The sequence below is a fragment of the Corallococcus sp. AS-1-6 genome, from assembly GCF_020037015.1.
In the GTDB taxonomy this organism is placed as follows: Bacteria; Myxococcota; Myxococcia; order Myxococcales; family Myxococcaceae; genus Corallococcus.
The window spans coordinates 84,060-107,814 of sequence record NZ_JAIQDE010000003.1 but is presented as its reverse complement, the minus strand read 5'-3'; the positions used below and the strand labels follow the sequence as shown (position 1 = coordinate 107,814).

Sequence of the window (23,755 nt, the reverse complement as noted above, 5' to 3'; positions counted from 1 at the left end):
GTTCATCGGACCCGGAACCGCGTCACCGCCAGCGGCTCGGAGCCACCGGGCGCCCAGAGCTCCAACCGGCGCTCTCCCGCCACCGCCGGCAGCCGTGTCACGAAGGGCGGGCGCAGCTCGATGCGGCGGCCGTCGTCCGTGCGCAGCTCCAGCAGCTTCGCGCCCTGGGGGGCCATCACCCGCACGGGCACCGCCTGCGCGCTCTCGGGCAGCTCGGGCTCCACCAGGAACTCGTCCCCGTTCGCCGGCAGGATGAACCCGGGCTGCATCCCCGGTCCTCCCTCCGCGCTCACCGACGTGGAGGTCAACCCTTCCGCCTGGGCCCACGCGAGATAAGCCGGGCCCACGTCCAGCGATCCGTCGCCCCGGTGCATCGTGCACGTGTGGCGCGGCGCCGTGCCCGGCAGGTAGACCTCCTTCATCGCTCCGGGACAGTTCGGGCCCGCGCGATCGCCGGACAGCGGGCAGATCTCCGCGGACTCGAAGTGGCCGCGGTCCACCAGCGGCGCGGCCCGGAAGCCCTTCATCGCCAGCGCCATCACCCGCGCGAACACCGGACCCGCGCCCGTGATGCCGGACACCCCGCGCATCGGCGTGCCGTCGAAGTTGCCCACCCAGACCGCCACCGTGCGCTCACGCGTGAAGCCCGCCGCCCAGTTGTCCACGTGCGCCCGGCTCGTCCCCGTCTTCGCCGCCACCCGGAACGGCAGCCGCAACGCATTGTCCAGGCCGAACGCCGGTGCCCGCGCGGCCTCGTCCGCCAGCACGTCCGTCAGCAGCTCCACCGGCCTCGCCGCCAGGAAGCGGTGCTCCTCCAGCTCCTGCGGAATCCTCAGCGGCCTGCCATCCGGCCCGAACGCCGCGCGCACCTCCCGCAACGGCCCCACCACCCCACCCCGCGCCAGCCCCCGGTACGCCCGCGCCAGCTCACGCAGCGTCACGTCCCCGTTGCCCAGCACGATGCCCACGCCGTAGTGCGACGCGCTCTCCGTGAGGCTCTGGAAGCCCGCCTCGCGCAGCACACGCAGCACCTGCTCCGGCCCCAGCGCGTCCGCCACCCGCACGGCCGGGATGTTGTAGCTGGACGCCAGCGCCGCCCGCAGCCGCACCGGACCATGCACCCGCCGGTCGTAGTTCTTCGGCACGTACGCGCCCCCCGGCGTCGCCAGGTGCACCTCCACGTCCGCGAGCACGCTCGACGGCGTGAACCCCTTGCTCAGCGCCAGCCCGTACGCGAACGGCTTGAGCGCCGACCCCGGCTGCCGCAGCGAGCGCACGCCGTCGTTCTGCCCGCCCTTCTCCTCGTCCAGGAAGTCCGAGGACCCCACGTACGCGAGCACCTCGCCCGAGGCGTTGTCGATGACGATGGCCGCCGCCTCCCCCACGCGCCGGTGCGCCAGGCCCCGCAGCTCCTCCGTGATGGCCTTCTCCACCGCCGCCTGGAGCGCGGGGTCGATGGTCGTCTCGATGCGCGACGCCCGGTCCAGGCCCAGCTCCGGCAGCCGCTGGAGCAGCGCCGTCGTCAGGTGCGGCACCTCGAACACGCGCTCCGGAGGCACCAGGTCCAGCGGCGTCTCCTCCGCCGCCTTCGCCTCCTCCTTCGTCAGGAAGCCCTCCTCCACCATGCGCGACAGCACGTCGCGCATCCCGGCCAGGGCCATCTCCGGCCGCCGGTACGGGTCCCTCCGCGCGGGCGACCGCGCCATCCCCGCGAGCAGCGCCGCCTGCCCCGCCGACAGCCGCTCCGCCGGCCGCCCGAAGTAGCGCCGCGCCGCAGCCTCCACGCCGAACGTGGAGTTCCCCAGCGGCACGCGGTCCAGGTACTCCAGCAGCACCCGCTCCTTGGACAGGTGCGCCGTCAGCCGCAGCGCCCACAGCGCCTCGCCGGCCTTGCCCCACCACGAGCGCTCCCGGGGCACCAGCCTGCGCGCCAGTTGCTGCGGAATCGTGGACGCGCCGGACACGATGCGCCCGGCGGACACGTTGTCCCGCGCCGCCCGGGCCACCGCCACCACGTCCACGCCCGGATGCCACGTAAAGCGCTGGTCCTCCGCGGCGATGAACGCCTGCCGCACCTTCGGAGGGATGCGCCCCTCCGGAAGGCCCACACTGCGTCCGTCCTCGCGAGACAGCACCTCGCGCAGGGCGTGGCCCGTGCGGTCGGTGAGCACCAGCGAGGACAGCGCCTCGCGGGACAACAACGTCCCCGGCAGGGGCCACGCGATGAAGCCCGCGCAGCCCACCACCAGGAGCGCCGCCAGCACCGCCACGGCGCGCACCGTCCCGCGAAGCGTGAGGCGCCTCCTCACTTCGAAGCGACCTCGTCCGGCAGCAGCACCGGGAAGCGCCCACCCTCGGAGCGGCCGAACACCTCCGGCGCGTACATCTCCTCCGCGTGCGCGGGCTTGAGCAGGAAGTCACCCGGCGTCGTGGCCCGGGCGACGAAGCTCGCCACGTGCACACCCGGGGGCAGCTCGTCGGCGAAGAACACCACGCGGTCATCCCGCATCTCCGTGTGGTTGAACGGCGACCAGAAGCGCGTCGCCCATGCGTTCTGGGGCTCGTCCGTCTCCGACAGGTCCTCCTCGCTCTCGTACTCGTAGCCCTCGCCGGGGCCCTCCTCCTGACCGGAGCCCGCGGGGCCCGGCAGGCTCGCCGTGCTGGCCAGCGACGTGTCCACCGGCTCCAGGCCCGCGGGCAGCGGCACGTCCACCGCCACGAAGTTGCGCCGCATGGGCGTGGCCACGCGCACGCGCACGCGCACCAGCTCGCCCGCGCGCGCCGCCTTCGCCTGGCCGCCGCCCGTGTACGGCTCGAACCAGCGCTGGACGATGATGCCCCGGTCCAGCGGGTCCACCGGCAACTGCGCCGGCGCGTAGCGCAGGAGCGCCCCGTAGTAGAGGTTGCCCGTGCCGTTCACCCCGAAGGTGAGCGGCTGCGCCTTGTCCGCCGGGCCCAGCTTCTCCACCGGGACCTGCACCGTCTTCACGCCCATGTCGCGGCCCTTGAAGTCGGCGGAGGCAATCACCTGCCCGCCCAGCTTCACCACCGCTTCGAAGGACGGCGCGGCCGTCTCCTTGCGGCGCACCACCTCCGACAGGGCCATCAGCGTGAAGGCCGCCTCCTGCGTGTTGCGGAAGCGCCCGTCACCCTCGCGCGCGGACGCCAGGTAGCGGCCCATCTTCGACACGTAGGGGTGGTCCGGCTGCACGTCCGCCAGCGTCTGGAGCACCAGCGCCGTGGTGCGCGTGTCGGAGGACCAGAGCGGCGCGTACGTCTTCGGGTCCGTCTCCTGGAAGTGCACGCCCGCCGCGGTCTCCTGGGCCGTGTTGAGCAGCTCCTGGAGCATCTTCTGGCCCTGCGCGCGGTTGCCCTTCCCCACGAAGATGGCGTCCGTCAGCATCGCCCGCGCGAAGAGCGGCAGCTTCTCCCGCTGCTCGAACAGCTCGTTGTAGTACGACGGCCGCGGCGACCCCATGCGCGCCAGCGTGTAGAGCGCGAAGGCCCGCGTCTCCAGACCCACCCCGCTGCAGCCGTAGGCGCACTGCATGCACACGCCCGCCGCCACCTTGTCCGCCAGGAACTTCCTCGCCTTGTCGAGCACGGCCGCGTCCACCGGGTAGCCCACCTCCTTCGCGCGCGCCAACGCCAGCGTCGCGTACGCGGACGCATACGGCGACGAGCAGTCGCTGGAGGCCCAGAAGCGGAAGCCGCCGTCGTGGTTCTGGAGCGCCTGGATCTTGCGCACCGTCGCCGTCACCACCGTGTCCGGATCCAGCGAGCCCTGCGTCTTCAGTGCGTCCTCGCTGAGGAAGCCGCGCACGAACGCCTGCTTCTGCTCCTCCGAGCCGCCGGTCCACGCCACGCCGAACTTGCCGGACAGCTCACGCAGCGCGACGAACGGCACCAGCCGCGACGACATCTGCTCCAGGCAGCCGTAGGGGTAGTCCACCAACTGGTTCATCGACTCGTCGAACCCGCCCATCACCGTGGAGGACATCGTCAGCGTGAGGCCGCCCATGCCCGGACGCACGCCGCCCGGCGGCTTGAGCCCCTCCACGCGCTCACCCGTGGTGTCGCCATAGGTGGCCACCGCCTCCATGCCCACGGGCAGTTGCACGGGGATCTGCTGCTCCACCCCGTCCGTCTCCCCACCGCCCGCGACGGCGAAGCGCAGCACCGCGGTGCCCGGCTGCTCGGCCACGAAGGTGAAGCGCACCTCGCGGGCCTTGCCGTCCAACTGCACCGTCTTCTCCGAGGGCCCCTCCACGCGCACCCCGGTGAGCCGCGCGGTGACCTTGGCCTCCTTGATGGCGGGGTTGGTGGTGTGGATGACCACGCCGGCCTCGGCCTTGTCACCCACGCGCACCAGGCGGGGCAGCGCCGGCAGCGCCAGCAGCGGCTTGGCCACCTGCACCTTGCTCTCGCCCACGCCGAAGCGGTCCGCGTCCGTCACGGCCACCGCCATGATGCGGAAGGTGGTCAGGTTGTCCGGCAGCGTGAACTCCACCTTCGCCTGGCCCTGGTCGTCCGTCTCCACCGACTGGAACACCGCCGTCGTCTTGAAGTTGGACCGGATGCCGGAGCCCGTCGCGTCGGAGCCGCCGGAGCCGCCCGGGCGCGAGCCCTTCTCGCCGTACAGCTTGCGCAGCACCAGGTGGATGAGCGGCTCGCCAATGCGCACCGACAGGCCGCGCTCCTGGAACATCGCGTCCAGCGGATCCGGCGTCTTGTAGCCCGTCAGCCGCAGCACGCCCTCGTCCACGGCCCAGAGCGTGACCTCCGACTTCGCGCCCTTGCCCGTCGCGTCCTTCACCGCGACGTTCACCGTCACCTTGTCGCGCGGGCGCTTCTCCTGCGCGTCCGGCGTCAGCGTCACGGCCAGGCGCTTGGACTTCTTCTCCACCCGGAGCTGGGTGTAGCCCACGCGCACCGCGGGGCGGCCCGGGTCGTCACCGGACTCGATGCCCTTGGCCGCCTCCACGCGGCCGCGCACCAGCACCACGCCCACGAAGACGTTGGGGATGGCGCCCTCGCCCAGCGGGACGTCCAGCGCGGTGGCGCTGCCCTTGAGCTTCACGCGGCGCACGCTGAGCACGCCCTCGCGCTCCACCGTGACGATGGCGTCCGCCTGCGGGTACGGGCTCTTCACCAGCACCTTCGCGGTGTCCCCCACGTCGTACAACTGCTTGTCCGCCACCAGGTCGATGCGGTCCGTGTCGTTGCGCTGCCAGGACACCCAGCCGGAGCCGGTGACGTAGAGCGAGTCGCGCGTCGTCGCCTTGCGGCCCTTCGCGTCCGTGGCCACCGCCTCCATCACGTAGAGGCCGGGCTCCGCGGGGGTGAACTTGCACGGCTGCGGCGTCGCCGCGCTCTTCACGGAGCACTTCGCCGCCTCCGTCTCCACCGGCTCGGTGACGGTGAACCACTGGCCGCCGTCGCCCTTCTTGCGGATGGACTTCCACTCGCGGCGCTTGATGTTCACGTCCACCGCGACGCCTTCCTGGCGCTTGCCCTGCGGCGTGACGGCGACCAGCTCCAGGCCCACCTCCTTGCCGGCCTCCGCGAAGCCGGTGGAGAGCGTGCGCAGGCCCGCGTAGACGTCCGCGGGGTGCACGATGATGAGGTTGCGGTTGGCCACGCGCTGGCGGTTGACGTCCTCCACCTCCGCCTCCAGCGTGTACTCCCACGTCTTGCCGCCGGGCGCGTCCGCGTTGCCCAGCGCCAGCGCCAGTTGTCCCTGCGCGTCCGTGCGGCCGTCACCGGAGCCGAACGATTCGCGGCTGTGCTCCGGCTGATCATCGTCCCACCACCAGGTGTTCACCCCGAAGGTGAAGGCCTCGTTGCCCGGGGGCGTGAAGAAGGAGCTCTCGCGCTGCACGTTCCAGCGCACCTGCGCGTCGCCCATGGCGCCGCCGAACAGGTAGCGCGCGTCCACGCGGGCGGTGAGCGGCTCGCCGGCCGCGACGTCCTTCTTCGGCACCGCCACGTCCACGCGGAACTGCGGCGCGCGGTACTCCTCCACGCGGAAGGTGCCGCCGTAGCTCAGCGTCTCGCCGCCGACCTTCAACTGCGCGGACACGTCGTAGTAGCCGAGCGGCATGTCCTTGCCCAGCTTGAGCTCCGCGCTGAAGGTGCCGTACTTCGTGACGGGGGCCTCCGTCTGGAAGACCTTCTCACCGCGCGAGCTGGTCACCGTCACCCGCGCCTTCGCGTTCGCGGGCGGCGCCTTGAGCACGCCCAGGCGGCGGTAGCGCGCCACGCCCTTGAGCATCACGTCGTCACCGGGGCGGTAGATGCCGCGGTCGGCGAACACGAAGCCCAGGCTGTCCGGGACGCGGCCCTCCCACGCGCTCTGGAGCGAGAACGCGCCGGGCGACATGCCGCCCTCCCACGTGGACAGCGTCACGCCGACGTCCGTGTCCTTCACCGCGGACACCATGGCCCACGGCGTGCTCCAGGGGGACTCGTTCTTGGGCTTGAGCAGCTCCGACAGGCCCGGCACCTTCGCCAGGCCGTTGGCGTCCGTCGTCCCCGTCCAGTGCTCCGTGCCCTGCTTGTCCCAGAGCGTGAGCTGCGCGTCCGGCACCGGGGCGCCCGTCGCCAGCGACGTCACCCACACCACACCGGAGGCGGCGCCCAGCTTCGCGTGCACCGCCAGGTCCGTCACCTGCCCGATGACCCGGCGCGGGTACTTCTGATTGAGCGACGGCGCATCGAGCCGCGCGAGGAACAGGCCCGTCTTCGCGCCGCTGAACGCCGGGCGCAGGTCCAGCGGCGTGGTGCGCTCCACGTTGCGCGCGGCGTTCGTGTCCAGCGTGGTGCGGTAGGGCTCGGAGGCCGGCCACTCGTTGGTGTCGATGAGCTGCGCGAGCTGCGCGGGAGACAGCGCCCACACCTCCGCCTGCACCTGCGGGACGTTGGTCGTCACCATGGGGATGGAGCCGTCACCGGACGCCTCCACCAGCGCCTCGCGCGAGCCGGAGTCGAAGGACGGCTCCACGTCCGACAGCTTCACCTGGCCCTGGAAGGCGGGGCCCGTCTGGCCGAAGAGGTCCTTGTACCCTTCCGCGACCTTGATCGTGTACGTGGTGCCGGGGCGGTAGCGGCCGGGCAGCGACACGTAGGGGAACTTCAGCTCCGAGCCCGACCACGGCAGTTGCGTCTGCGCGCGCTCCCAGTCGATCTCCGCCTTCGGCTCCAGCGTGACCTTGCCCTTGAGCGAGGCCACGTCCAGTTCGTTGGACGTGAAGAGGATGAGCGGGCCGTAGGAGCACTGGTGCTCGCCCCAGGTGAACACGCACGCGCCCGCGGACTCCACCTTGAGCGCGCCATAGGTGGCGTAGGGGTAGCGCACCGCCTCGCCCATGGGCAGCGAGCCCTCCGTGCCCGTCAGCTCACCGTCCACCACCAGGGTGAACTGCGTCCCCGAGGGCAGCTTCTGCGCGGGCTTGAGCTCGTACTTCACGCGGCGGTCCTGGGAGCGGCGCTCCGGGCCGCTGCCCACCTGCACCTCCTTCACGTCCGCGAGCGGCGTCGCCTTCACCAGCGTGAGCGGCACGGGCGCGCCGGTCGCGGGCTCCAGGCGCGCGTGCTGCGCCAGGTCCTTCACGGCCTGGTTGAAGGTCAGCGTGAAGACCTGCTCCGGCTGAAGCCAGCGGAACTCCGACTCCGGCTGCGCGGTCTGGAGCGCGGGGCGGGGCGTCTCGAACTGGAAGGTGTACGGCTGCGCCAGCGCGGTGCCGTCCATGGCCTTGAGGCCCGCGGGCACCGTCACCGTGTACTGCGTCCCCATCTTCACGGGAGCGCTCGGCACGAACTCCACGCTCGCGGAGCCCAGCCAGCGCCACTCGCCTTGCAGCGCGGGGGTGAGGGTCGCGGGGGCCGCCAGGCCACGCTCCGCGGCCACCGAGCCCAGGGCGATCATCGGCTTGGAGAAGGTGATGGTCGGCCGGGCGCTGCCGTAGACCTGACCCGTCGGCCGCGCGGCGGCGATGGAGAGCGGGCCCTGCGCCGCGGCGTCCTCGGCGTCGATCTTCAGCGCGGGAGGCTCGGGCAGCGGCTCGACGGCGAGGCCAGGGGACTTCGAGGACGGAGCCGGCGCGGTGCCGGTCTCCGAGGGGCCGCCCTTCGCGTCCTTGTCGCCGCGGGAACACGCGGTGGCGACGAAGAGGCAGAGGGCGAGCAGGGAGAGTCTGCGCATGGTGGGGCTCACGGAGTTCCAGGGCGGGCACTCGTGAATGTCCCTCCTGAAAAATGACGCGAGCACCGTACCACGGGGCACCCCGCCCCGCTGTCACTCCCGCGTCATCCGGGGAGGCGCGGATCCGTGCCTCGGATTCCGAGCGATTGAGAGGACCGGATCGGGACCGGAGCGCGTCCGTAACGCGGACGGACGTCCAGCACCGGAGGGCCGTCCGCGAGCACGGAGGTGGGGGCGAAGGCCCGGGCGACGGACACGACGCAGCCGCCCAGCAGCTTGCGCAGGTGGGACTTCGGACGGCGAGGGGATGACGCCATGGGTGCCTCCGGCCGGATGGGGAGACACCAAGGTGGAAGGGGGAAGGCGGCCGGGCCATCGCACCGGTGCGCCGCGCCCCATCGTCCAATGGACAGGTCTACTTCGGCGCGTGCTTCTGGATGAGGGCGTTCATCTTCGCCTCGCAGGCGCCCTCGCAGACGAGGTAGCGCAGGCCGTTGACGGGGTCGTGGAGGCGGGCCGCGAGCGTCGCGGAGATCACGAAGGTGACCTCCTTGCGCTGCTGACCTCTACCGGACACCAGGGTGCCCCGCACGATGCAGCCCACCCAGTCCACGCGGTCGTGCACCTCCTCCTCCGGGATGGGCGTCGCCGAGCGCAGGTACGTGAGCGTCTCCTCCGCCGAGAGCGTGAAGTCGCCGCAGTGCTCCTTGTCGGTGCTGTTCTCGGTGCCCTCCTCCATCCCGGCGGTCAGGTGCTCGATGCGGGCGTTCGCCGGGACGGTCCACCGGGGTGGCGCGGCCTGCGCGAGCGTGGGCATGAGCACCGCCATCCCGGCCCAGCACCTGAGCTTCATTCCCAGAGGGGTGTGTCGCATGTCAGTGCCCGAAGCCCTTTCCTTGAGGGTGTCACGCCTCGGCGGTGCGTCACCGTGGCCACGGCTTGAGCCGCTGTGGCCCGGCTTCGCCGTGGAGGAGGCGTCATTCCTTCGCGTCATGCAGGGCGCGCGCCACAGGCCGGTGGTGCCGTCATCCGAGGCGCGGAACGGGCCTCAACCGCCGTGAGGCAGCAGGCTTCCGGCGGCGATCCCCAGCAGGAAGGCCACGATGACGAGCAGCATCACCCAGCGCACGGCGACGCCGGTGGCACGCGGGGCCTGCTGCCCGACGGTGGCGCGGGTGGGCGCGGATTCGTCCGGCACGAGGATGCGGACCTGGATGGCGGCGGTGCGCAGCACTTCGTCCACGTCGGTGAGGAACTTCTCGTATTCCTCCGGGGCCAGCTCCAGTGGAGTGCCGTGCTGGAACTCGAAGCGCTTGGCCACGGCCTCGTGGTTGCGCAGCGAGGCCTGGCCCTTGGCCACGTCCACCCAGCCCGCGACGAGCGCGGGAGCGGTCCCCTTGCGGTCCACGAGTGAGATGGCCTGACGGGCCTGCTTGCCGCCCGCGGTGCTGGGGCCTTCGGGTTCGTCCACGCGGAGGATGCGGTGCGGGCTGCGGCCGTAGATCTTGTGCTGGAGCTCGGCCTTGAGGCGCTCCGCGAGCAGCGCGGAGTGGGTGGCGAACATCGTGCGCAGCTCGGGCGTCGCTTCGGACTGGCTGGCCGCCTGCGCGGAGGGGAGTGGAGCGAAGATCATCGGCTCCGGCCGGCTGGCCTTGCGAGGAGGCTCGGAAGAGCTCCCGTCCAGTTCGGCGCCACGGCCCGCGCGGATGAGCTCCGGCAGCTCGAAGCTCTCCTCCTGCTTCGCGCCGTCACGGCCCAGGCGGGCGATCTCCGGCAGCCCCTGCCCCTCTTCGCGAGCACCGCCACGAGCGGAGCCAGCAGCCCGGGGAGGGCGGGCGATCTCCGGAAGGCCCTGGCCTTCATCGCGAGCACCACCGCGACCCGGCCGGACGATCTCCGGAAGGCCCTGGCCTTCTTCACGCGCGCCGCCGCGTCCCGAGCGTGCGTTCTCGGGAAGGCCCTGGCCTTCATCCCGGGCACCACCGCGCGAAGGGCGGATGATCTCCGGAAAGTCGTGCCCCTCTTCGCGCGAGCCACCACGGCCCGAGCGTGCGTTCTCGGGAAGACCCTGGCCTTCGTCTCGCGCACCACCGCGTGAAGGTCGGATGATCTCCGGAAGGTCGTGCCCCTCTTCACGGGTCACCGCGCGACCCGGACGCACGACCTCGGGAGCACCCTGTCCGCTGTCGCGTGCACCGCCACGCGCTCCCGCGCGCCCCTGCCGGACACCCTCGCTCTCACGCGACGGACGCGCGGCGGTCGCCGGAGCGGCGAACTCCGCGTCGTCGTCCTCCTCCCACGCTCCCGGGCCACGGGGCGGCGGCACGGGCGCCAGCCCTTCCACGCGGGTCTCCTCGACGAGGTCATCGTCGGGGACCGGAGGCGGCGTCATCCGCGTCTCCAGCCCCGTGAACTCCGGCACGCGCGGGGCCGCGCTCGTGGGGGGCGCGGTCCGCGTCTGGTTGCCCCAGGACTTCCGGCCGGAGGCCGCCGCGGAGGAACGGGCCGCCTCCGCGGCGTCGCGCTGCACCGAGGCCGGCACCTGCGTCTGCTCGGTGCGGACCTCGTCCGTCTCGTCCAGGTCGTCGTCCAACGGCGCGACCCGGGTCTCGTCGATCCGATCCGGCTCGTCGTTCCTGCGGTGCCCCTTGGCCATGTGCGCGACCTCTCGCGTCAGACCATAGCGCGACACCTGACTTCGGGGGATGGGCCGTGAACGGTCAGTATTTCGGCCAGTCCGGACACACGATCTCGATGGAGCCCCCGAGCCACGACGCATACGCCGCGTCGTCCGCGACCGTGTATGGCTTCCCGTACGTCCGCTCGAAGTACTCCGCCCAGTGCGGCTGCGAGCCATCCAGGTCCGTGAACCCGTACTCGCGCGCCAGCGTCCACGACGCGACCACACGCCCCGCCCTGCGGTGGACCTCCGGATCCGCCGCGAGCGCTGCCACCCCGCGGCCCACGTACGACGGCGTCTCCGACGCGATGAAGTCCGGGACGTTCTTCACCGCGTCGCGCCAGTTCGCCTCCTTCACCCCGAAGCCATCCAGCATCTCCTCCGAGCGCAGGAACCCCGGCGTCACCGCCAGCGCCGTGATGTTCGTGCGGCGCAGGTCGCGCGACATCGCGAACGCCAGCCGGATGACCGCCATCTTCGTCACGTCGTACGCGACGGCGCCCCGGTACCCGAACGAGTCCCCATCCGTCACCTCCACGATGAGCCCCCGGTCGCGCTCCAGCATCAGCGGCACCGCGTAGCGGCTCGTGACGATGTGCGTGCCCACGGCGCGGTCGAACATCAGCCGAGCCTTCGCCGGAGACTGCTTCCAGAACGCCAGCCCCAGCTCGTGCAGCGTCTCCCCGCCCCAGATGTCGTTGACCAGCACATCCAGCTTCCCCGCCTCCGCGCGGATGCGCTGACAGAGCGCCTCCACCTCCTCCTCCACGGAGTGGTCCACCCGCACCGCGATGCCCCTGCCGCCCAGCGCCGTCACCTGCTCCGCCGTCTCTTCAATCGTCTCCGGCCGCGATGCTCCGCTCGCAAGCCCACCCCGCACGCTGCGCCCGGTGCAGTACACCGTGGCCCCCGCCGCCCCCAGCATCGTCGCGATTCCCCGGCCCGCGCCCCGCGTCGCTCCCGCGACCAGGGCCACCTGTCCTTCGAGTGGCTTCATGTCAGTGCTCCCCTTTCACGCGCCACCTTGCATCCCCAATCCTGACAACCCCTGTCATGATTGCCGGCCCAGACTGCACCGCTCCCGAACCCCAGAGGGCCCATGCGCGCGGATCGCCTCGTCCACCTGTTGATGCGCCTCCAGGCCCGCTCGCGCAGCACCGTGGGCGAGCTGGCGCGCGAGCTCCAGGTCTCCAGCCGCACCGTCCACCGGGACCTGGACGCCCTCACCACCGCGGGCGTCCCCGTCTACGCCACCCGCGGAGCCGCCGGCGGCGTGGCGCTGATGGAGGGCTGGCGCACGCAGCTCACCGGCCTCACCCGCCCGGAGCTCCAGGCCCTGGCCACCGTGGGCGCCCCGGGAGCCCTGGACGACCTGGGCCTGTCTGGACCGCTGCGCACGGGGCTGGTGAAGCTGGCCGCGGCCCTCCCCGCCCTCCAGCAGCCCGCGCTGGAGCACGCGCGCCAGCGGCTCCACGTGGACGCCTCCGGGTGGTTCACCGGCCGCGAGCCCCTGCCCCACCTGGGCAAGCTGCGCGACGCCGCCTGGCAGGACCGCCGCGTGTCGCTCAGCTACCAGGACTTCGACGGCGCCCGCTCCCGCCGGACGGTGGACCCCTACGGGCTCGTCATCAAGGCGGACCGCTGGTACCTCGTCGCGGGGACGGACAAGGGCCCGCGCGTCTTCCGGGGCGGGCGCATTGGCGACGTGCGGCTGCGCCCCCAGGGCTTCACCCGCCCGCCGGGCTTCGACCTGCCCGTGTTCTGGAAGGACTGGTGCGCGAAGTTCGCCACCGAGCGCCCCCGCTACGACGTCACGCTCTCCTGCACGCAGGAGGGGGAAGCAGCGCTGCGGAGGATGCGTCCCCCGGCCGACGGTGAGCGCATCGACAAGGCGCCCGCGGCACGCGGTGGGAAGCGGAAGGTGACGCTGGACTTCGAGCGGGAGGCCATCGCGGTCTCCCAGTTGTGCGACATCGGGGCGGGCGTGGAGGTGCTCGCCCCGGAACCGCTGCGCCAACGGCTGGCCGCGCTGGCGGCCTCCCTGCGGGCGCTCTACGGCGAGCCCGGCCAGAAGAGGCCGGGCCGCCGTGACCGCTAGAAGTGCAGCGGGTGACCCAGCGTGGCCTCGGCGCCCTCGTGCATGATCTCGGAGAGCGTCGGGTGCGCGTGGATGGTGTGGGCCAGCTCCTCGGTGGTGATCTCCAGCTTCATCGCGACGCAGGCCTCGGCGAGCAGCTCCGTGGCGTGCGGCCCGATGATGTGGATGCCCAGCACCTCGTCGTACTTCTTGTCGGAGACGATCTTGATGAGGCCGACCGACTCGTTGGAGATGGCCGACTTCGTCACGGCGCCGAAGGGGGCGATGCCCACCTTCACGTCGTAGCCGCGCTCCTTGGCCTTCTTCTCCGTGAGGCCCACGGACGCCACCTCGGGGTAGCAGTACGTGGCGGACGGGGTCAGGTCGTAGTTGATGGGCGCAGGGTTCTTCCCGGCGATGTGCTCCACCACCATCACGCACTCGGCGCTGGCCATGTGCGCCAGCATCGGCGTGGGGATGACGTCGCCGATGGCGTAGACGTTGGGCTCGCTGGTGCGGCACAGCGTGTCGACCTTGATGAAGCCGCGGTCCACCTGGACGGCCGTCTTGTTGAGGCCCACGTCCTCGGTGACGGGCGAGCGGCCCACCGCCGACAGGAGGATTTCGGCCTCCAGCGTCTTGGTCTCCGAGCCCACCGTCATGGTGACGCGCACGCCGTCCGCGGTGTGCTCCACCTTCTCCACCTTGGCGCCCGTGTGCACGTCGATGCCGCGGCGGCGGAAGACCTTGTCCAGCTCCTTGGAGATGTCCGCGTCCTCGATGGGGAGCAGCGCGGGCATGTACTCCACGATGGCCGTCTTGCTGCCCACGTGGTTGAACACGGAGGCGAACTCGCAGCCCACCGCGCCCGCGCCCAGGACGATGATGCTCTTGGGGATGCGATCGATGGTCAGGATGGAGTCACTGTTCATCACCCGCTTGTGGTCCACCACCACGTTCGGCAGGGACTTGGGCACGGAGCCCGTGGCGACGATGATGTTCTTCGTCTCCAGGGTCTGCTTGGAGCCGTCCTCCGCCGTGACCTCCACCTTGCCCTTGCCGGCGATGCGGCCGTGGCCCTTCACCACGGTGATCTTGTTCTTCTTCATCAGGAAGTCGATGCCGTTGGCACCCTTCGTGACGACCTTGTCCTTGTGCTTCTGGGCGTTGGCCCAGTTCACGGTCGGGTTCGCCACGTCGATGCCGAAGTCGGACGACTCCTTGATGTGGTGGAAGAGCGACGCCGTCCACAGGAGCGACTTGGTGGGGATGCAGCCGCGGTGCAGACACGTGCCACCCAGGCGCTTGTCCTTTTCGATGATGGCCGTCTTCAGCCCGAGCTGGGCCGCGCGGATGGCGCCCACATAGCCGCCAGGACCCGAGCCGATGATCACCACGTCGAAAGTCTCAGCCACACACGCCTCCGGTCATTTTTGCGGATGGAACTCGCGGGCGCTGATAACCCCCGGTCCCGGTTGGAATCAAGGAGTTTGCTCGTGCGTCGCTTCCCGCTCCACACGCTTCTCTTGATGCTAGTAGCGCTGCTGGCGTTCGCCCGCCTCTATTACGTGTCGCATCAAGCCCCGCCCGCTCCGGCCCCCGGGAAGGCGCCGGGCGCGAAGCAGCCGGTGCGCATCACCCCGCCCGACCTGGGCCCCGCCGCGTGCCGGGGCCTGGACGCCGTCCTGGGGGACCTCCTCCAGGGCGACGGAGGCGCCGGAGGGGACGCGGGCACGGCCTGGAGCGACGCGCGCCGGCAGCTCGGCGACTGCCCCACCCCTCCCGCCGCCGCCTGCGCCCGGGGGCCCGCCCTGGCCTTGCGCGCGCCCCTGACGGCGAAGGACGACCTGCCCCGCGAGCTGCTCGCCACCCTGTGCGAGCGGTGTGCTCCCGCGGACAATCCCTGCGCCCAGGCCGTGACGCGCGCGTTGCGGGAGGCCGCGCGCCGGGGGAACCCGCCCCTACAGGAGGCAAGCTGGAGCCTGGAGCACGCGGGGGCCGCCCTGGGCTCGGCCTGCCAGGAGCTCGCGCGCCAGGCCGTGGGCCCCGCGGCCATGACGGGGCAGGTCGTGGAGCCGCAGGTGCTGGCGCTCACGGAGGCGCTGGCGCCCACGTGCGTGAAGACGGGGCAGTTGCCCGCGCCGCTCCTGAACGCGGCGGCGGTGCAGCAGGCCCACCGGGCGCCCCTGCTGGCGACGCTGAACACGGCGGGCGCGGTGGAGACGAAGCCCATCGAGCCGGATCAGACGGCGGGGCCCGGGGACGCGTTCCGCGCGTTCGACCGGGACGAGCTGTCCGGGGTGAAGCTGCCCATGGCGGACGCGGGCACGGGCAGCGCGCTGCGGCTCGCGTACGCGCCGTCGCTGAAGTCCGTGGCGTCCTTCCAGGTGCGGGCGACGGGGCCGGGCTCGCTGCGGGCACACGTGCGCGCACCGGACGGCGTGGGGCACGCGGAGCCGGGGGGCAAGGGCTTCTTCGTGGATCCCACCGTCTGCCGCTTCCACGGCACGGGCAGGTGGGAGATCTGCAAGCCCGGGGTCCCCCTGCTCGACGTGGAAGCGGTGAGCGTCCTGCCGGAGCGGCCGGGGGTGGAGCTGAAGGAGCTGGAGATCATCGGCGCCCGGTAGGCACGGGCGCCTTCACGCACGCGGCGTCGGAGGGGCTCCGACGTCGCCCGCGTGGGTCCTCAGGCGATCAGGCCGCGCTCGCGCGCCTGACGGAAGATGCCGGACGCGTCCTTCTTCAGGGCGGTGGAGACGTCCTTGACGATGGCGTCCGCCGACTTCGCGACCGACAGGTAGTTGTCGAACGTGCGCGTGAGGATGAGCACGCCCGAGATGATGACTCGCTGCAGGTTGTGCTGCAGGTCCGTGCCCTCGTACACGAGCCAGGACTGCTCACAGTAGCGGCGGCCCTCGGCCACCATCTGGTTCAGGTGCGCGCGCTCGGTCGCGTCGGGAACCTTCGCCTTGGGGCTGATGGAGGCGATGTAGAGGACGTTCTGCCCCAGCCGCTGCGTCGCGTCCTCCATCTGCGCCATGATGGCCTGGACGTCGTCCTTCGTCGGCGGGTTGTGCCACCGCGAGAACAGGACGCGGTCGATGAGTTCGGATTGGTACGTGGCAGACACGAAGCCTCCGGGATGCGAACGCTGATGACGACGGGGCCGCTTCGTCGGGCACGGCCCGTGTCGCAGGGCGGAATCTGTACCAGGATCGCAGAGGCGGTTGAAGAGTAGCGGACACACGCCTGCACCTTTGGCGCGCCTGTGTGCCAGCCACGCTGTGAGGATGCAGTGCGGTTGGACAACTCCGCCTGGGTCGCAACCGACACGCCGGGCTATCCGGGGAGTTCAGGGCGATTTTGGACGCGCGCGGGCGGCGAGGACGGCCTTCACGTCGTCCAGTGTCACGCCCAGGGCCCGCACCGCGACGAGCGCGTGGAAGAGCACGTCGGCGGCCTCCTCCGCGGCCCGGTGCGTGTCCGCGTCCGCGCAGGCGGTGACGAGCTCCGCGGCCTCCTCGCCCACCTTCTTCAGGCGCAGGTTGCGGTCCTCCAGGAGGCGCCGGGTGTAGCTGGGCCTGGCGCCCTCGGGCTGGGGGCCGGCCGCGCGGGCGGCGAGCGTCGCGGCCAGGTGCGCGAGCGCGTCCCAGCGTCCCTCGCCGAAGCAGGTCTCCTCGCCGGTGTGGCACGCGGGGCCGGCCTTGCGCACGCGCGCGAGCACCGCGTCGCCGTCGCAGTCCGCATCCAGGGAGACGACCTGCTGCGTGTTCCCGCTGGTGGCGCCCTTGTGCCAGAGGCCGCGCGTGCGGGAGCGGTAGTGCATCTCGCCCGTGGCGAGCGTGCGCTCCAGCGCCTCGCGGTCCGCGTGCGCGACCATCAGCACGTCGCCGGTGCTCGCGTCCTGCGTCACCACCGTCACCAGCCCCTGGCCCTTGTCGAAGTCCAGCTTGGAGAGGTCCAGCGTCATGGCTGGCCCCCCGTGCGAAGCAGCTCGCGCACGCGCCCGGACAGCGCCGCGTTGGTGGCGATGCCATCACCGCCGAACGCCGTGCGCGCGCCCTTCCAGTCGGTGAAGACGCCGCCCGCCTCCTCGATGATGGGCTGGAGGGCCGCCGCGTCCCAGGGAGACAGGGCTTCGTCCACCATGACCTCCGCGCGGCCGGTCGCGACGAGGAGGTAGCCGTAGCAGTCCCCCCACGTGCGGGACAGGGACGCCTGCCGCGCCAGCTCCGTCCAGGCGGCGCCCTTCGCGGGGCTCTGGAGGAAGCGATCGTCGGTGACGAGCACCACTGACTGCGCCAGCGAGTCCTGCTCCGACACGCGCGCCGCGGAGCCGTTCCAGAAGCAGCCCAGGCCCGGCGACGCGACGACCAGCTCGTTCACGGCCGGGAAGTAGGCCGCGCCCGCGAGGATGGTCTCCCCTTCCGCCACCGCGACCAGCGTGCCCCACAGCGGCACGCCCCGGATGAACGTCTTCGTGCCGTCGATGGGATCCAATATCCACCGGCGCTTCACGCCCGGCCGGGACTCGCCGAACTCCTCGCCCAGGATGCCGTCCTGGGGGAAGCGCGCCTCCAGCCACTCGCGGGCGGTCCACTCGGCGGTGCGGTCCGCCACCGTCACGGGGGTGCCGTCACTCTTGGTGTCCACGGCGATGCCGCGCCGGAAGAAGTCCAGCGCCACGTCACCGGCCTTGCGCGCCACGTCGGCGGCGGCCTCCATCAAGTCTCGCGGGTCCGCGTTCATGTCGTGCTCCGGATGGCGATGCCGCTGTCATTCAGCAGGGACTTCAAGGCGCCCACCGTGGTGAGGCCGTCGTGGAGGATGCCGGCGACGAGCGCCGCGTCCGCCGCGCCCAGGGTCAGGGCATCGCGCACGTGCTCCGCGCGGCCCGCGCCTCCGGAGGCGATGACGGGCACGTCCACGGCCTCCGCCACCGCGCGGGTCAGCTCCAGGTCGTAGCCCGTGCGCGCCCCGTCCCGGTCGATGCTGGTGAGCAGCACCTCGCCCGCGCCGCGCCGGACGCACTCCTTCGCCCAGGCCACGGCGTCCCAATCCGTGGGCCGCCGGCCGCCGTGCGTATAGACGCGGTAGCGGTCTGCCTCGCGCTTCGCGTCGATGCTGGCCACCACGCACTGGGCGCCGAAGCGCTCCGCGCAGCCGGTGAGCAGCTCCGGCGTGGCCACGGCCGCGGAGTTGATGCTCACCTTGTCCGCGCCGGCCCGCAGCGCGCGGCCCACGTCGTCCACGGTGCGCACGCCTCCGCCCACCGTGAGCGGGATGAAGAGGCGCTCCGCGGTGCGCTGGACCAGGTCCCACAGCGTCTGGCGCTCCTCGGCGCTCGCGGAGATGTCCAGGAAGGTCACCTCGTCCGCGCCCGCCTCTTCATAGCGCCGGGCCAGCTCCACCGGGTCGCCCACGTCGCGCAGGCCCTCGAACTGGACGCCCTTCACCACGCGGCCGCCCTTCACGTCCAGGCAGACGATGATCCGTCGGCGCAGCATCACTTCACCTCCAGGGAGACACTGCCCTTCATGCTGAAGACGACGCCGGAGTCCACCATGGCGTCGCGCAGCGCGAGCCCCAGCGCCTTGAAGGCCGCCTCGGTGAGGTGGTGGCTGTCCTTGCCGCGCAGCACGCGCAGGTGGAGCGTGATGCGCGCGTGCTCGCAGAACGAGCGCATCCAGTGCTCGTACAGCCGGTTCTTCAACGGGCCCCGGTAGTAGAAGCGCCCGCCCGCGTCCAGGCACGCCTGCACCAGGGCGTCATCCATGGGCAGGGTGCGCTCGCCGTAGCGCGCGGCGGTGGCGGGGATGACGCGCTGGACGGCGGTGCCCAGGGTGATGGCCACGTCCTCCATCAGGTGGTGGCGCAGGTCGCCGCGAGCGCGCAGGGTCAGGTCCAGCCCCGCGTAGCGCGCGAACGTGGCGAGCATGTGGTCGAAGAACTTGAGGCCCGTGTCCACCCGGGCCACGCCGGTTCCGCGCGCCAGCTCCACCGTGACCTGGGTCTCCTTCGTTTCGCGGACGACCGTGGTGACCGTGCTCATTGCGTGAACTCCCGCGCGACCGCGCGCGCATCCAGACGTCCTGTGTAAAGCGCCATGCCCACCACCGCCCCGTAAGCGCCCACCTTCGCCAGCGCGCGCAGGTCCTCCAGCGTCGTCACCCCGCCGGAGGCGTAGAGCCGGTGCCGGCTCGAACGGGCCACCTCTTCCATCAAGGGCAGGTCCACGCCGCCCAACTGCCCCTCCTTGTGCACCGCCGTGACGAGCATCCCGCCCAGCGGCAGGGGCTCCAACGCGGACAGCACGTCGCGGATGTCGCGCGCGCTGCCGGACGTCCAGCCTCGCGTCACGACCTCGCGGCCCTTCACGTCCGCGGCGACCACCACGCGGCCGGGGAAGCGATCCGCGACCTCGGTGAGCCAGGCCAGGTCCTCGATGGCGCGGGTCCCCACGACGACCGAGGACGCCCCGCCCGCGAGCACCGCCTCCACGCGCGAGGCCTCACGGACACCGCCGCCCACCGTGAACGTGAGGCCCGGGGCGTGCGACACCAGCCGCGTCACCACGTCCGCGTTGGAGCCCTTGCCCAGCGCCGCGTCCAGGTCCACGACATGGAACGCGCGAAAGCCCAGCGCGAGCCACTGCTTCAAGGCGTCCAGCGGATCATTCACGCGCACGCGCTCCGCCTCGTAGGAGCCCCCCACGAGCTGCACGCACGCGCCTTCCCGCAGGTCGATGGCCGGGATGGCGATCATGACGACACCTCCTGGAGGAAGGCCTGCACGAAGCGCACGCCCGCGTGGGAGGACTTCTCCGGGTGGAACTGCACGCCCAGCACGTTGCCGCGCCGCACGGAGGCCGGGAACCGGTCGCCCTCGTGCGTGGTCCAGCCCACCACCTCGCGCGCATCCACGGCGCGGCAGACAAAGCTGTGCGCGTAGTACACGGTGGACAACCGCGCGGCCTGGAGCGCCCGGTCCTCCTCCACGTCGTTCCATCCAATCTGCGGAACGTGCCGCGCCGCCAGCCGCGTCACGCGGCCCGGGAAGTAGCCGAGTCCCTGCCCTGCCCCCTCGTCGCTCTCCTCGAAGAGGAGCTGCATGCCCAGGCAGATGCCCAGGCACGGCAGGCCGGCGTCCAGCGCCTCGCGCATCGCCTCGCGTCCCGGAGCGAGCCGCGCCGCCGCCGCGCCGAACGCCCCCACTCCGGGGAGCACCAGGACGTCGGTGTCCAGCGCGCGCAGCGGATCCTCCTGCACGCGCACGTCCGCGCCGGGCGCGGTGGCCAGCGCCTTGATCAGCGAGTGCAGGTTGCCAGCGCCATAGTCGAACAGGGTCACCCGCATCACAGCACCTCCTTCAGGGCCTTCAGCGCCGAGGCCATCAGCGGCCAGGGACCGCAGCCGATGCGCAGCGCATCGCCCACGCCCGTGAGCCCTTCGAACACCCGCACGTTCACGTTGCGCTCCCGCAGCGCCTCGCCCACCCTCCGCGCCTGCGGCACGGGGACGAGGAGGAAGTTCCCTTCCGAAGGGAGCGGCTCCAGCCCCAGCGCCTTCAAGGCGCCGCGCAGCCGCTCCCGGTTCTCCACCGCCTCCGCCGCGCAGGCCTGCATCCACGGGACGTCATCCGTGAGCGCGGCGACCGCCACGGCCTCGCCCAGCGCCGTGTGCTTGTAGGGCCCCCGGGCCTTCTCCACCTCCGCCACCAGCGACGGAGCCCCCACGCCCCACCCCACCCGCAGACCCGCGAGCCCGAACGCCTTGGACATCGTGCGCGTCACCAGCACGTTGGGCCGCGTCCGCGCCAGGTCGAGGAGGTCCCCGCCCCGCGTGAACTCCACATAGGCCTGATCGATGAGCACCACGCCCGGAGCGGAGTCCACCAGCCGCTCCACCGCCGCGCGCGAGGCCACCGTGCCGGTGGGGTTGTTCGGCGTGCACACGTAGATGAGCTTCGCCCCCGTGGCGAGCAGGCCGTCCACGTCCAGGTCATGGTCCGCGCGCAGCGGTACGGGCGCCGGCCTGAGCGCGCTCAACCGGGCATACAGCGGCACCATCACGAACGTGGGATCCGCGAAGGCCACCGCGTCCCCGGGCTCCAGGAAGGCCCGCAGCGCGCAGTCGATGACGTCGTCCGAGCCGCAGCCCGTCGTCACGCTCTCCACCGAGACGCCCGCGTAGGTGGCCACGGCGCGCTTCAGGTCCGGCGCATAGCCCGCGGGATAGCGGGCCAACCGCAGGACGCCCTCTTCCCGCAGCACGCGATCCGCGGACGGCGGCGCGCCGAAGAGGTTGGTGTTGTCGCTCAGGTCCACCCGGCACGGCTTCTTCGCGGGGGAGTACAAGGGGATGTCCCGGTACGACTCGCGGAATGGAATCACGGCACCCTCCAGGCCCGAGCCGCGGCCGCGTGGGCGAAGAGGCCCTCGCTGTCCGCCAGCGTCCCCACGTCGTCCGCCATCGCCGCCGCCGCCGCCGGTGTCACGCGCTGCCACGTGGTCCACCGGTAGAAGTCCAGCACGCTCAGGCCCGAGTACGCCCGGGCCAGCCCCGCCGTGGGCAGCACGTGGTTCGCTCCCGTGAGGTAGTCACCAAAGGCCACCGACGCGCGCTGCCCCACGAACACCGTGCCCGCGTTGCGAACGCGCGCCAGGTCCTCGGAGGGTGTCTCCGTCGCGAGCAGCAGGTGCTCCGGAGCGAACTCCGCGACGAAGGGCCACGCCTCCTCCAGCGAGTCGATGCGCAGCACCGCGCCCCGGCTCCCCAGCGCGGAGAGGACGATGTCGCCGCGCCGGGCGACGCGGGCCTGCCGCTCCACCGCGTCCCGCACCGCCTGCGCCAGGGTGGCGCCCACCACCAGCGCCACGCAGCAGGCCTCGGGGTCGTGCTCCGCCTGGGCCAGCAGCTCACGCGCCACGGCGTCCGGACGGGCGCTCGCGTCGGCGACCACCAGGATCTCGCTCGGGCCCGCGGGCGCGTCGATGGCGACGGCGTCCACCACCTGGAGCTTCGCGGCCGCGACGTACGCGTTGCCCGGTCCGACGATGCGATCCACGCGGGGGACGCTCTGGGTGCCATACGCCAGCGCGGCCACCGCGCCCGCGCCCCCCAACGCGAACACCCGATCCGCGCCCGCGAGCGCCGCCGCCGCGAGCACGCCCGCGCTCGGCAAGCCATCCGGCCCCGGCGGCGAGCAGACGATGACCTCGTCCACGCCCGCGACCTTCGCGGGGACCACGCCCATGAGCACGCTGCTGGGGTACACCGCCCGGCCGCCAGGGGCGTACACGCCGACGCGGCTCAGCGGATCCGGCCGGCGGCCCACGACGACCCCGGGCTCCGTCTCCACCTCCATGGACTGGGGCCGCTGCGCCGCGTGCGCCCGGGCGATGTTGCGCGCCGCGCGGGTCAGCGCCTCGCGCACGTCGGCCGGAATCGACTCCAGCGCCGCGCTCCACCGTTCACGCGGAACCTCCAGCGCCGTCAGCTCCACGCGGTCGAACTGCCGGGCGAAGTCGAAGAGGGCCCGGTCTCCCTCCGTGCGGACTCGGGCGATCAGCGCCTGGACGCGGGAGGCCACCAGGGCATCCGACTCCCCCGTGCGGGCCAACAGCCTCCGCCGCGCGTCGGGCTCCAGCGAGGACAATGCCCCCTGGTACTTGAGGACCGGAGCGCTCATGCCATCAACCTCTCGATGCGCGTGACGAGGATGCCCTGCCCGCCCAGCGCCTTCAGCGCGTTGACCGTGCGGTAGAGGTTGCGCGACGAGACCACCGCGTGCACCGCCACGAAGTGGCCCCCGTTCATCACGTCCACCACCGTGGGGCCGTTGAGGCCGGGCAGCACCTCGCGCACCTGCTCCAGGGACGTCTTCGGGACGTTGGCCATCAGGTAGCGCTGCCCGCGCGCCGCCAGCACCGACCCCAGCGCCTGCGTCAGCTCCTCCAGCGCGCGCCGCGCCTCCTGGCCGTTGCGCGGACACGCCACCAGCCGGGCGCTCGACTCCAGCACGGTGGCGACCTCCCGCAGGCCGTTCATCTTCAACGTGGACCCCGTGGACGTGAGGTCCACGACGATGTCCGCGATGCCCAGGTGCGGGGCGATCTCCGCCGCGCCGCTCACCGGCACCACCGTCACCTGCTGCCCGCGCTGCTGGAAGAAGGCCTGCGTCAGCCGGGGGAAGCAGGACGCCACCCGCATCCCGTCCTTCACGTCCTCCGCGCGGGAGATGCCGCTCTCGTCGCGCGCGGCCACCACCAGCCGGCAGCGGCCGAACTCCAGGTCCATCAGCGGCTCCAGCTCGCGCCCGGCCTCGTTCACCAGGTCCCAGCCGGTGACGCCCGCCTGCGCGGCGCCGTCCGCGACGAACTCCGGGATGTCCTGGGCGCGGACGAAGATGGCCTCGAACTCGCCGCCCAGGGACGCGGTGAGGGCCCGCTCGCCCCGGGCGCGCACCTCCAGGCCCGCGTCGTTGAACAGCTCGCGCACTTCCTCGGACAGACGTCCTTTGTTGGGCAGGGCAATCTTCAACATGGCTGGGCTCGGGGGACTGCGGTGGCGGAAACGAAAAAAGGCCCGTCCTGGGGGGACGGGCCTTCGGTCACTGCGGCATCTGCCGGAAGTGGGTGCGCTCTAGTGCGTCACCCAGGCATGCGCGCGGCGAACGGTCCCGTCATGGGCCGGCCGATGATGCGCATGGTGGTGATGCAGGGACGTGGAACGCACGGCCCTAGGGTTAACGACCGGAGGCCCCAACGTCAAGTCACCCCGGGTCAGGGTCTGTC

19 protein-coding genes are annotated in these 23,755 nt (G+C 72.1%); 2 read left to right on the top strand and 17 right to left on the bottom strand.

Going from position 1 to position 23,755, the window contains the following annotated elements; all coding sequences use genetic code 11:
• Nucleotides 1–2: 2 nt before the first annotated feature.
• From pbpC to K8612_RS05865, 6 genes are all read right to left on the bottom strand, one after another.
• Nucleotides 3–2,309, bottom strand: coding sequence for a penicillin-binding protein 1C (gene pbpC, locus K8612_RS05890; RefSeq protein WP_223761539.1), 2,307 nt, complete (start codon nucleotides 2,307–2,309; stop codon nucleotides 3–5).
• Nucleotides 2,306–8,203, bottom strand: a complete 5,898-nt coding sequence (locus tag K8612_RS05885) for an Ig-like domain-containing alpha-2-macroglobulin family protein (RefSeq protein WP_223761538.1) — start codon at nucleotides 8,201–8,203, stop codon at nucleotides 2,306–2,308. Before K8612_RS05885 ends, pbpC begins: the two co-directional genes overlap by 4 nt.
• A gap of 104 nt (nucleotides 8,204–8,307) precedes the next feature.
• Nucleotides 8,308–8,520 carry a hypothetical protein gene (locus K8612_RS05880; RefSeq protein ID WP_223761537.1) on the bottom strand — a complete coding sequence of 71 codons (213 nt, stop codon included), beginning with the start codon at nucleotides 8,518–8,520 and terminating at the stop codon, nucleotides 8,308–8,310.
• A gap of 98 nt (nucleotides 8,521–8,618) precedes the next feature.
• Nucleotides 8,619–9,077, bottom strand: a complete 459-nt coding sequence (locus K8612_RS05875) for a hypothetical protein (protein ID WP_223761536.1) — start codon at nucleotides 9,075–9,077, stop codon at nucleotides 8,619–8,621.
• Between the two features lie 174 nt (nucleotides 9,078–9,251).
• Nucleotides 9,252–10,859: a hypothetical protein gene (locus K8612_RS05870; protein WP_223761535.1), complete on the bottom strand. Its 1,608-nt coding sequence runs from the start codon at nucleotides 10,857–10,859 to the stop codon at nucleotides 9,252–9,254.
• Between the two features lie 64 nt (nucleotides 10,860–10,923).
• Complete coding sequence (locus K8612_RS05865) at nucleotides 10,924–11,880, bottom strand: SDR family oxidoreductase (RefSeq protein WP_223761534.1); 957 nt, start codon at nucleotides 11,878–11,880, stop codon at nucleotides 10,924–10,926.
• A gap of 102 nt (nucleotides 11,881–11,982) precedes the next feature.
• On the opposite strand from K8612_RS05865, the gene K8612_RS05860 reads away from it, so the two are divergent.
• Nucleotides 11,983–12,981, top strand: a complete 999-nt coding sequence (locus K8612_RS05860; RefSeq protein WP_223761533.1) for a YafY family protein — start codon at nucleotides 11,983–11,985, stop codon at nucleotides 12,979–12,981.
• Here K8612_RS05860 and lpdA read toward each other — a convergent pair.
• The gene (gene lpdA / locus K8612_RS05855) at nucleotides 12,978–14,375 is read right to left on the bottom strand and encodes a dihydrolipoyl dehydrogenase (RefSeq protein WP_223740422.1); all 1,398 of its coding nucleotides are present in this window, start codon (nucleotides 14,373–14,375) and stop codon (nucleotides 12,978–12,980) included. The genes K8612_RS05860 and lpdA overlap by 4 nt on opposite strands.
• Nucleotides 14,376–14,489: 114 nt before the next feature.
• Here lpdA and K8612_RS05850 point away from each other — a divergent pair, with 114 nt between their 5' ends.
• Complete coding sequence (locus K8612_RS05850; protein ID WP_223761532.1) at nucleotides 14,490–15,587, top strand: hypothetical protein; 1,098 nt, start codon at nucleotides 14,490–14,492, stop codon at nucleotides 15,585–15,587.
• 59 nt (nucleotides 15,588–15,646) lie between these two features.
• Here K8612_RS05850 and K8612_RS05845 read toward each other — a convergent pair whose 3' ends face one another.
• From K8612_RS05845 to hisG, 10 genes are all read right to left on the bottom strand, one after another.
• On the bottom strand, nucleotides 15,647–16,090 hold the full coding sequence (locus K8612_RS05845; protein ID WP_128796955.1) for a DofB protein: 444 nt from the start codon (nucleotides 16,088–16,090) through the stop codon (nucleotides 15,647–15,649).
• 222 nt (nucleotides 16,091–16,312) lie between these two features.
• Nucleotides 16,313–16,930 (bottom strand): bifunctional phosphoribosyl-AMP cyclohydrolase/phosphoribosyl-ATP diphosphatase HisIE, encoded by a 618-nt coding sequence (gene hisIE / locus K8612_RS05840; RefSeq protein WP_223761531.1) that lies wholly within the window; start codon nucleotides 16,928–16,930, stop codon nucleotides 16,313–16,315.
• Complete coding sequence (gene hisN / locus K8612_RS05835; protein ID WP_223761530.1) at nucleotides 16,927–17,709, bottom strand: histidinol-phosphatase; 783 nt, start codon at nucleotides 17,707–17,709, stop codon at nucleotides 16,927–16,929. The genes hisIE and hisN overlap by 4 nt, the downstream gene beginning before the upstream one ends.
• Nucleotides 17,706–18,470 carry an imidazole glycerol phosphate synthase subunit HisF gene (gene hisF / locus K8612_RS05830; RefSeq protein ID WP_370639918.1) on the bottom strand — a complete coding sequence of 255 codons (765 nt, stop codon included), beginning with the start codon at nucleotides 18,468–18,470 and terminating at the stop codon, nucleotides 17,706–17,708. Before hisF ends, hisN begins: the two co-directional genes overlap by 4 nt.
• Complete coding sequence (locus tag K8612_RS05825; protein WP_223740427.1) at nucleotides 18,467–19,012, bottom strand: imidazoleglycerol-phosphate dehydratase; 546 nt, start codon at nucleotides 19,010–19,012, stop codon at nucleotides 18,467–18,469. Before K8612_RS05825 ends, hisF begins: the two co-directional genes overlap by 4 nt.
• Nucleotides 19,009–19,725, bottom strand: coding sequence for a HisA/HisF-related TIM barrel protein (locus K8612_RS05820; RefSeq protein ID WP_223761529.1), 717 nt, complete (start codon nucleotides 19,723–19,725; stop codon nucleotides 19,009–19,011). The genes K8612_RS05825 and K8612_RS05820 overlap by 4 nt, the downstream gene beginning before the upstream one ends.
• Complete coding sequence (hisH, locus tag K8612_RS05815) at nucleotides 19,722–20,315, bottom strand: imidazole glycerol phosphate synthase subunit HisH (RefSeq protein WP_223740429.1); 594 nt, start codon at nucleotides 20,313–20,315, stop codon at nucleotides 19,722–19,724. The genes K8612_RS05820 and hisH overlap by 4 nt, the downstream gene beginning before the upstream one ends.
• Nucleotides 20,315–21,352, bottom strand: a complete 1,038-nt coding sequence (locus K8612_RS05810) for an aminotransferase class I/II-fold pyridoxal phosphate-dependent enzyme (RefSeq protein ID WP_223740430.1) — start codon at nucleotides 21,350–21,352, stop codon at nucleotides 20,315–20,317. Before K8612_RS05810 ends, hisH begins: the two co-directional genes overlap by 1 nt.
• Entirely contained in the window at nucleotides 21,349–22,650 is a 1,302-nt protein-coding gene (gene hisD / locus K8612_RS05805) for a histidinol dehydrogenase (RefSeq protein ID WP_223761528.1), read from the bottom strand. Before hisD ends, K8612_RS05810 begins: the two co-directional genes overlap by 4 nt.
• Nucleotides 22,647–23,504, bottom strand: coding sequence for an ATP phosphoribosyltransferase (gene hisG / locus K8612_RS05800; RefSeq protein WP_223740432.1), 858 nt, complete (start codon nucleotides 23,502–23,504; stop codon nucleotides 22,647–22,649). Before hisG ends, hisD begins: the two co-directional genes overlap by 4 nt.
• Between the last annotated feature and the right edge of the window lie 251 nt (nucleotides 23,505–23,755).

Coding starts and splice junctions, on each gene's coding strand:
- K8612_RS05875 (WP_223761536.1), bottom strand. CDS start 9,077: ATGCGACACACCCCTCTGGGAATGAAGCTCAGGTGCTGGGCCGGGATG.
- hisN (WP_223761530.1), bottom strand. CDS start 17,709: ATGAACGCGGACCCGCGAGACTTGATGGAGGCCGCCGCCGACGTGGCG.
- K8612_RS05850 (WP_223761532.1), top strand. CDS start 14,490: ATGCTAGTAGCGCTGCTGGCGTTCGCCCGCCTCTATTACGTGTCGCAT.
- K8612_RS05865 (WP_223761534.1), bottom strand. CDS start 11,880: ATGAAGCCACTCGAAGGACAGGTGGCCCTGGTCGCGGGAGCGACGCGG.
- K8612_RS05820 (WP_223761529.1), bottom strand. CDS start 19,725: ATGATCGCCATCCCGGCCATCGACCTGCGGGAAGGCGCGTGCGTGCAG.
- hisG (WP_223740432.1), bottom strand. CDS start 23,504: ATGTTGAAGATTGCCCTGCCCAACAAAGGACGTCTGTCCGAGGAAGTG.
- K8612_RS05880 (WP_223761537.1), bottom strand. CDS start 8,520: ATGGCGTCATCCCCTCGCCGTCCGAAGTCCCACCTGCGCAAGCTGCTG.
- hisD (WP_223761528.1), bottom strand. CDS start 22,650: ATGAGCGCTCCGGTCCTCAAGTACCAGGGGGCATTGTCCTCGCTGGAG.
- K8612_RS05860 (WP_223761533.1), top strand. CDS start 11,983: ATGCGCGCGGATCGCCTCGTCCACCTGTTGATGCGCCTCCAGGCCCGC.
- hisH (WP_223740429.1), bottom strand. CDS start 20,315: ATGCGGGTGACCCTGTTCGACTATGGCGCTGGCAACCTGCACTCGCTG.
- K8612_RS05870 (WP_223761535.1), bottom strand. CDS start 10,859: ATGGCCAAGGGGCACCGCAGGAACGACGAGCCGGATCGGATCGACGAG.
- hisIE (WP_223761531.1), bottom strand. CDS start 16,930: ATGACGCTGGACCTCTCCAAGCTGGACTTCGACAAGGGCCAGGGGCTG.
- K8612_RS05825 (WP_223740427.1), bottom strand. CDS start 19,012: ATGAGCACGGTCACCACGGTCGTCCGCGAAACGAAGGAGACCCAGGTC.
- K8612_RS05885 (WP_223761538.1), bottom strand. CDS start 8,203: ATGCGCAGACTCTCCCTGCTCGCCCTCTGCCTCTTCGTCGCCACCGCG.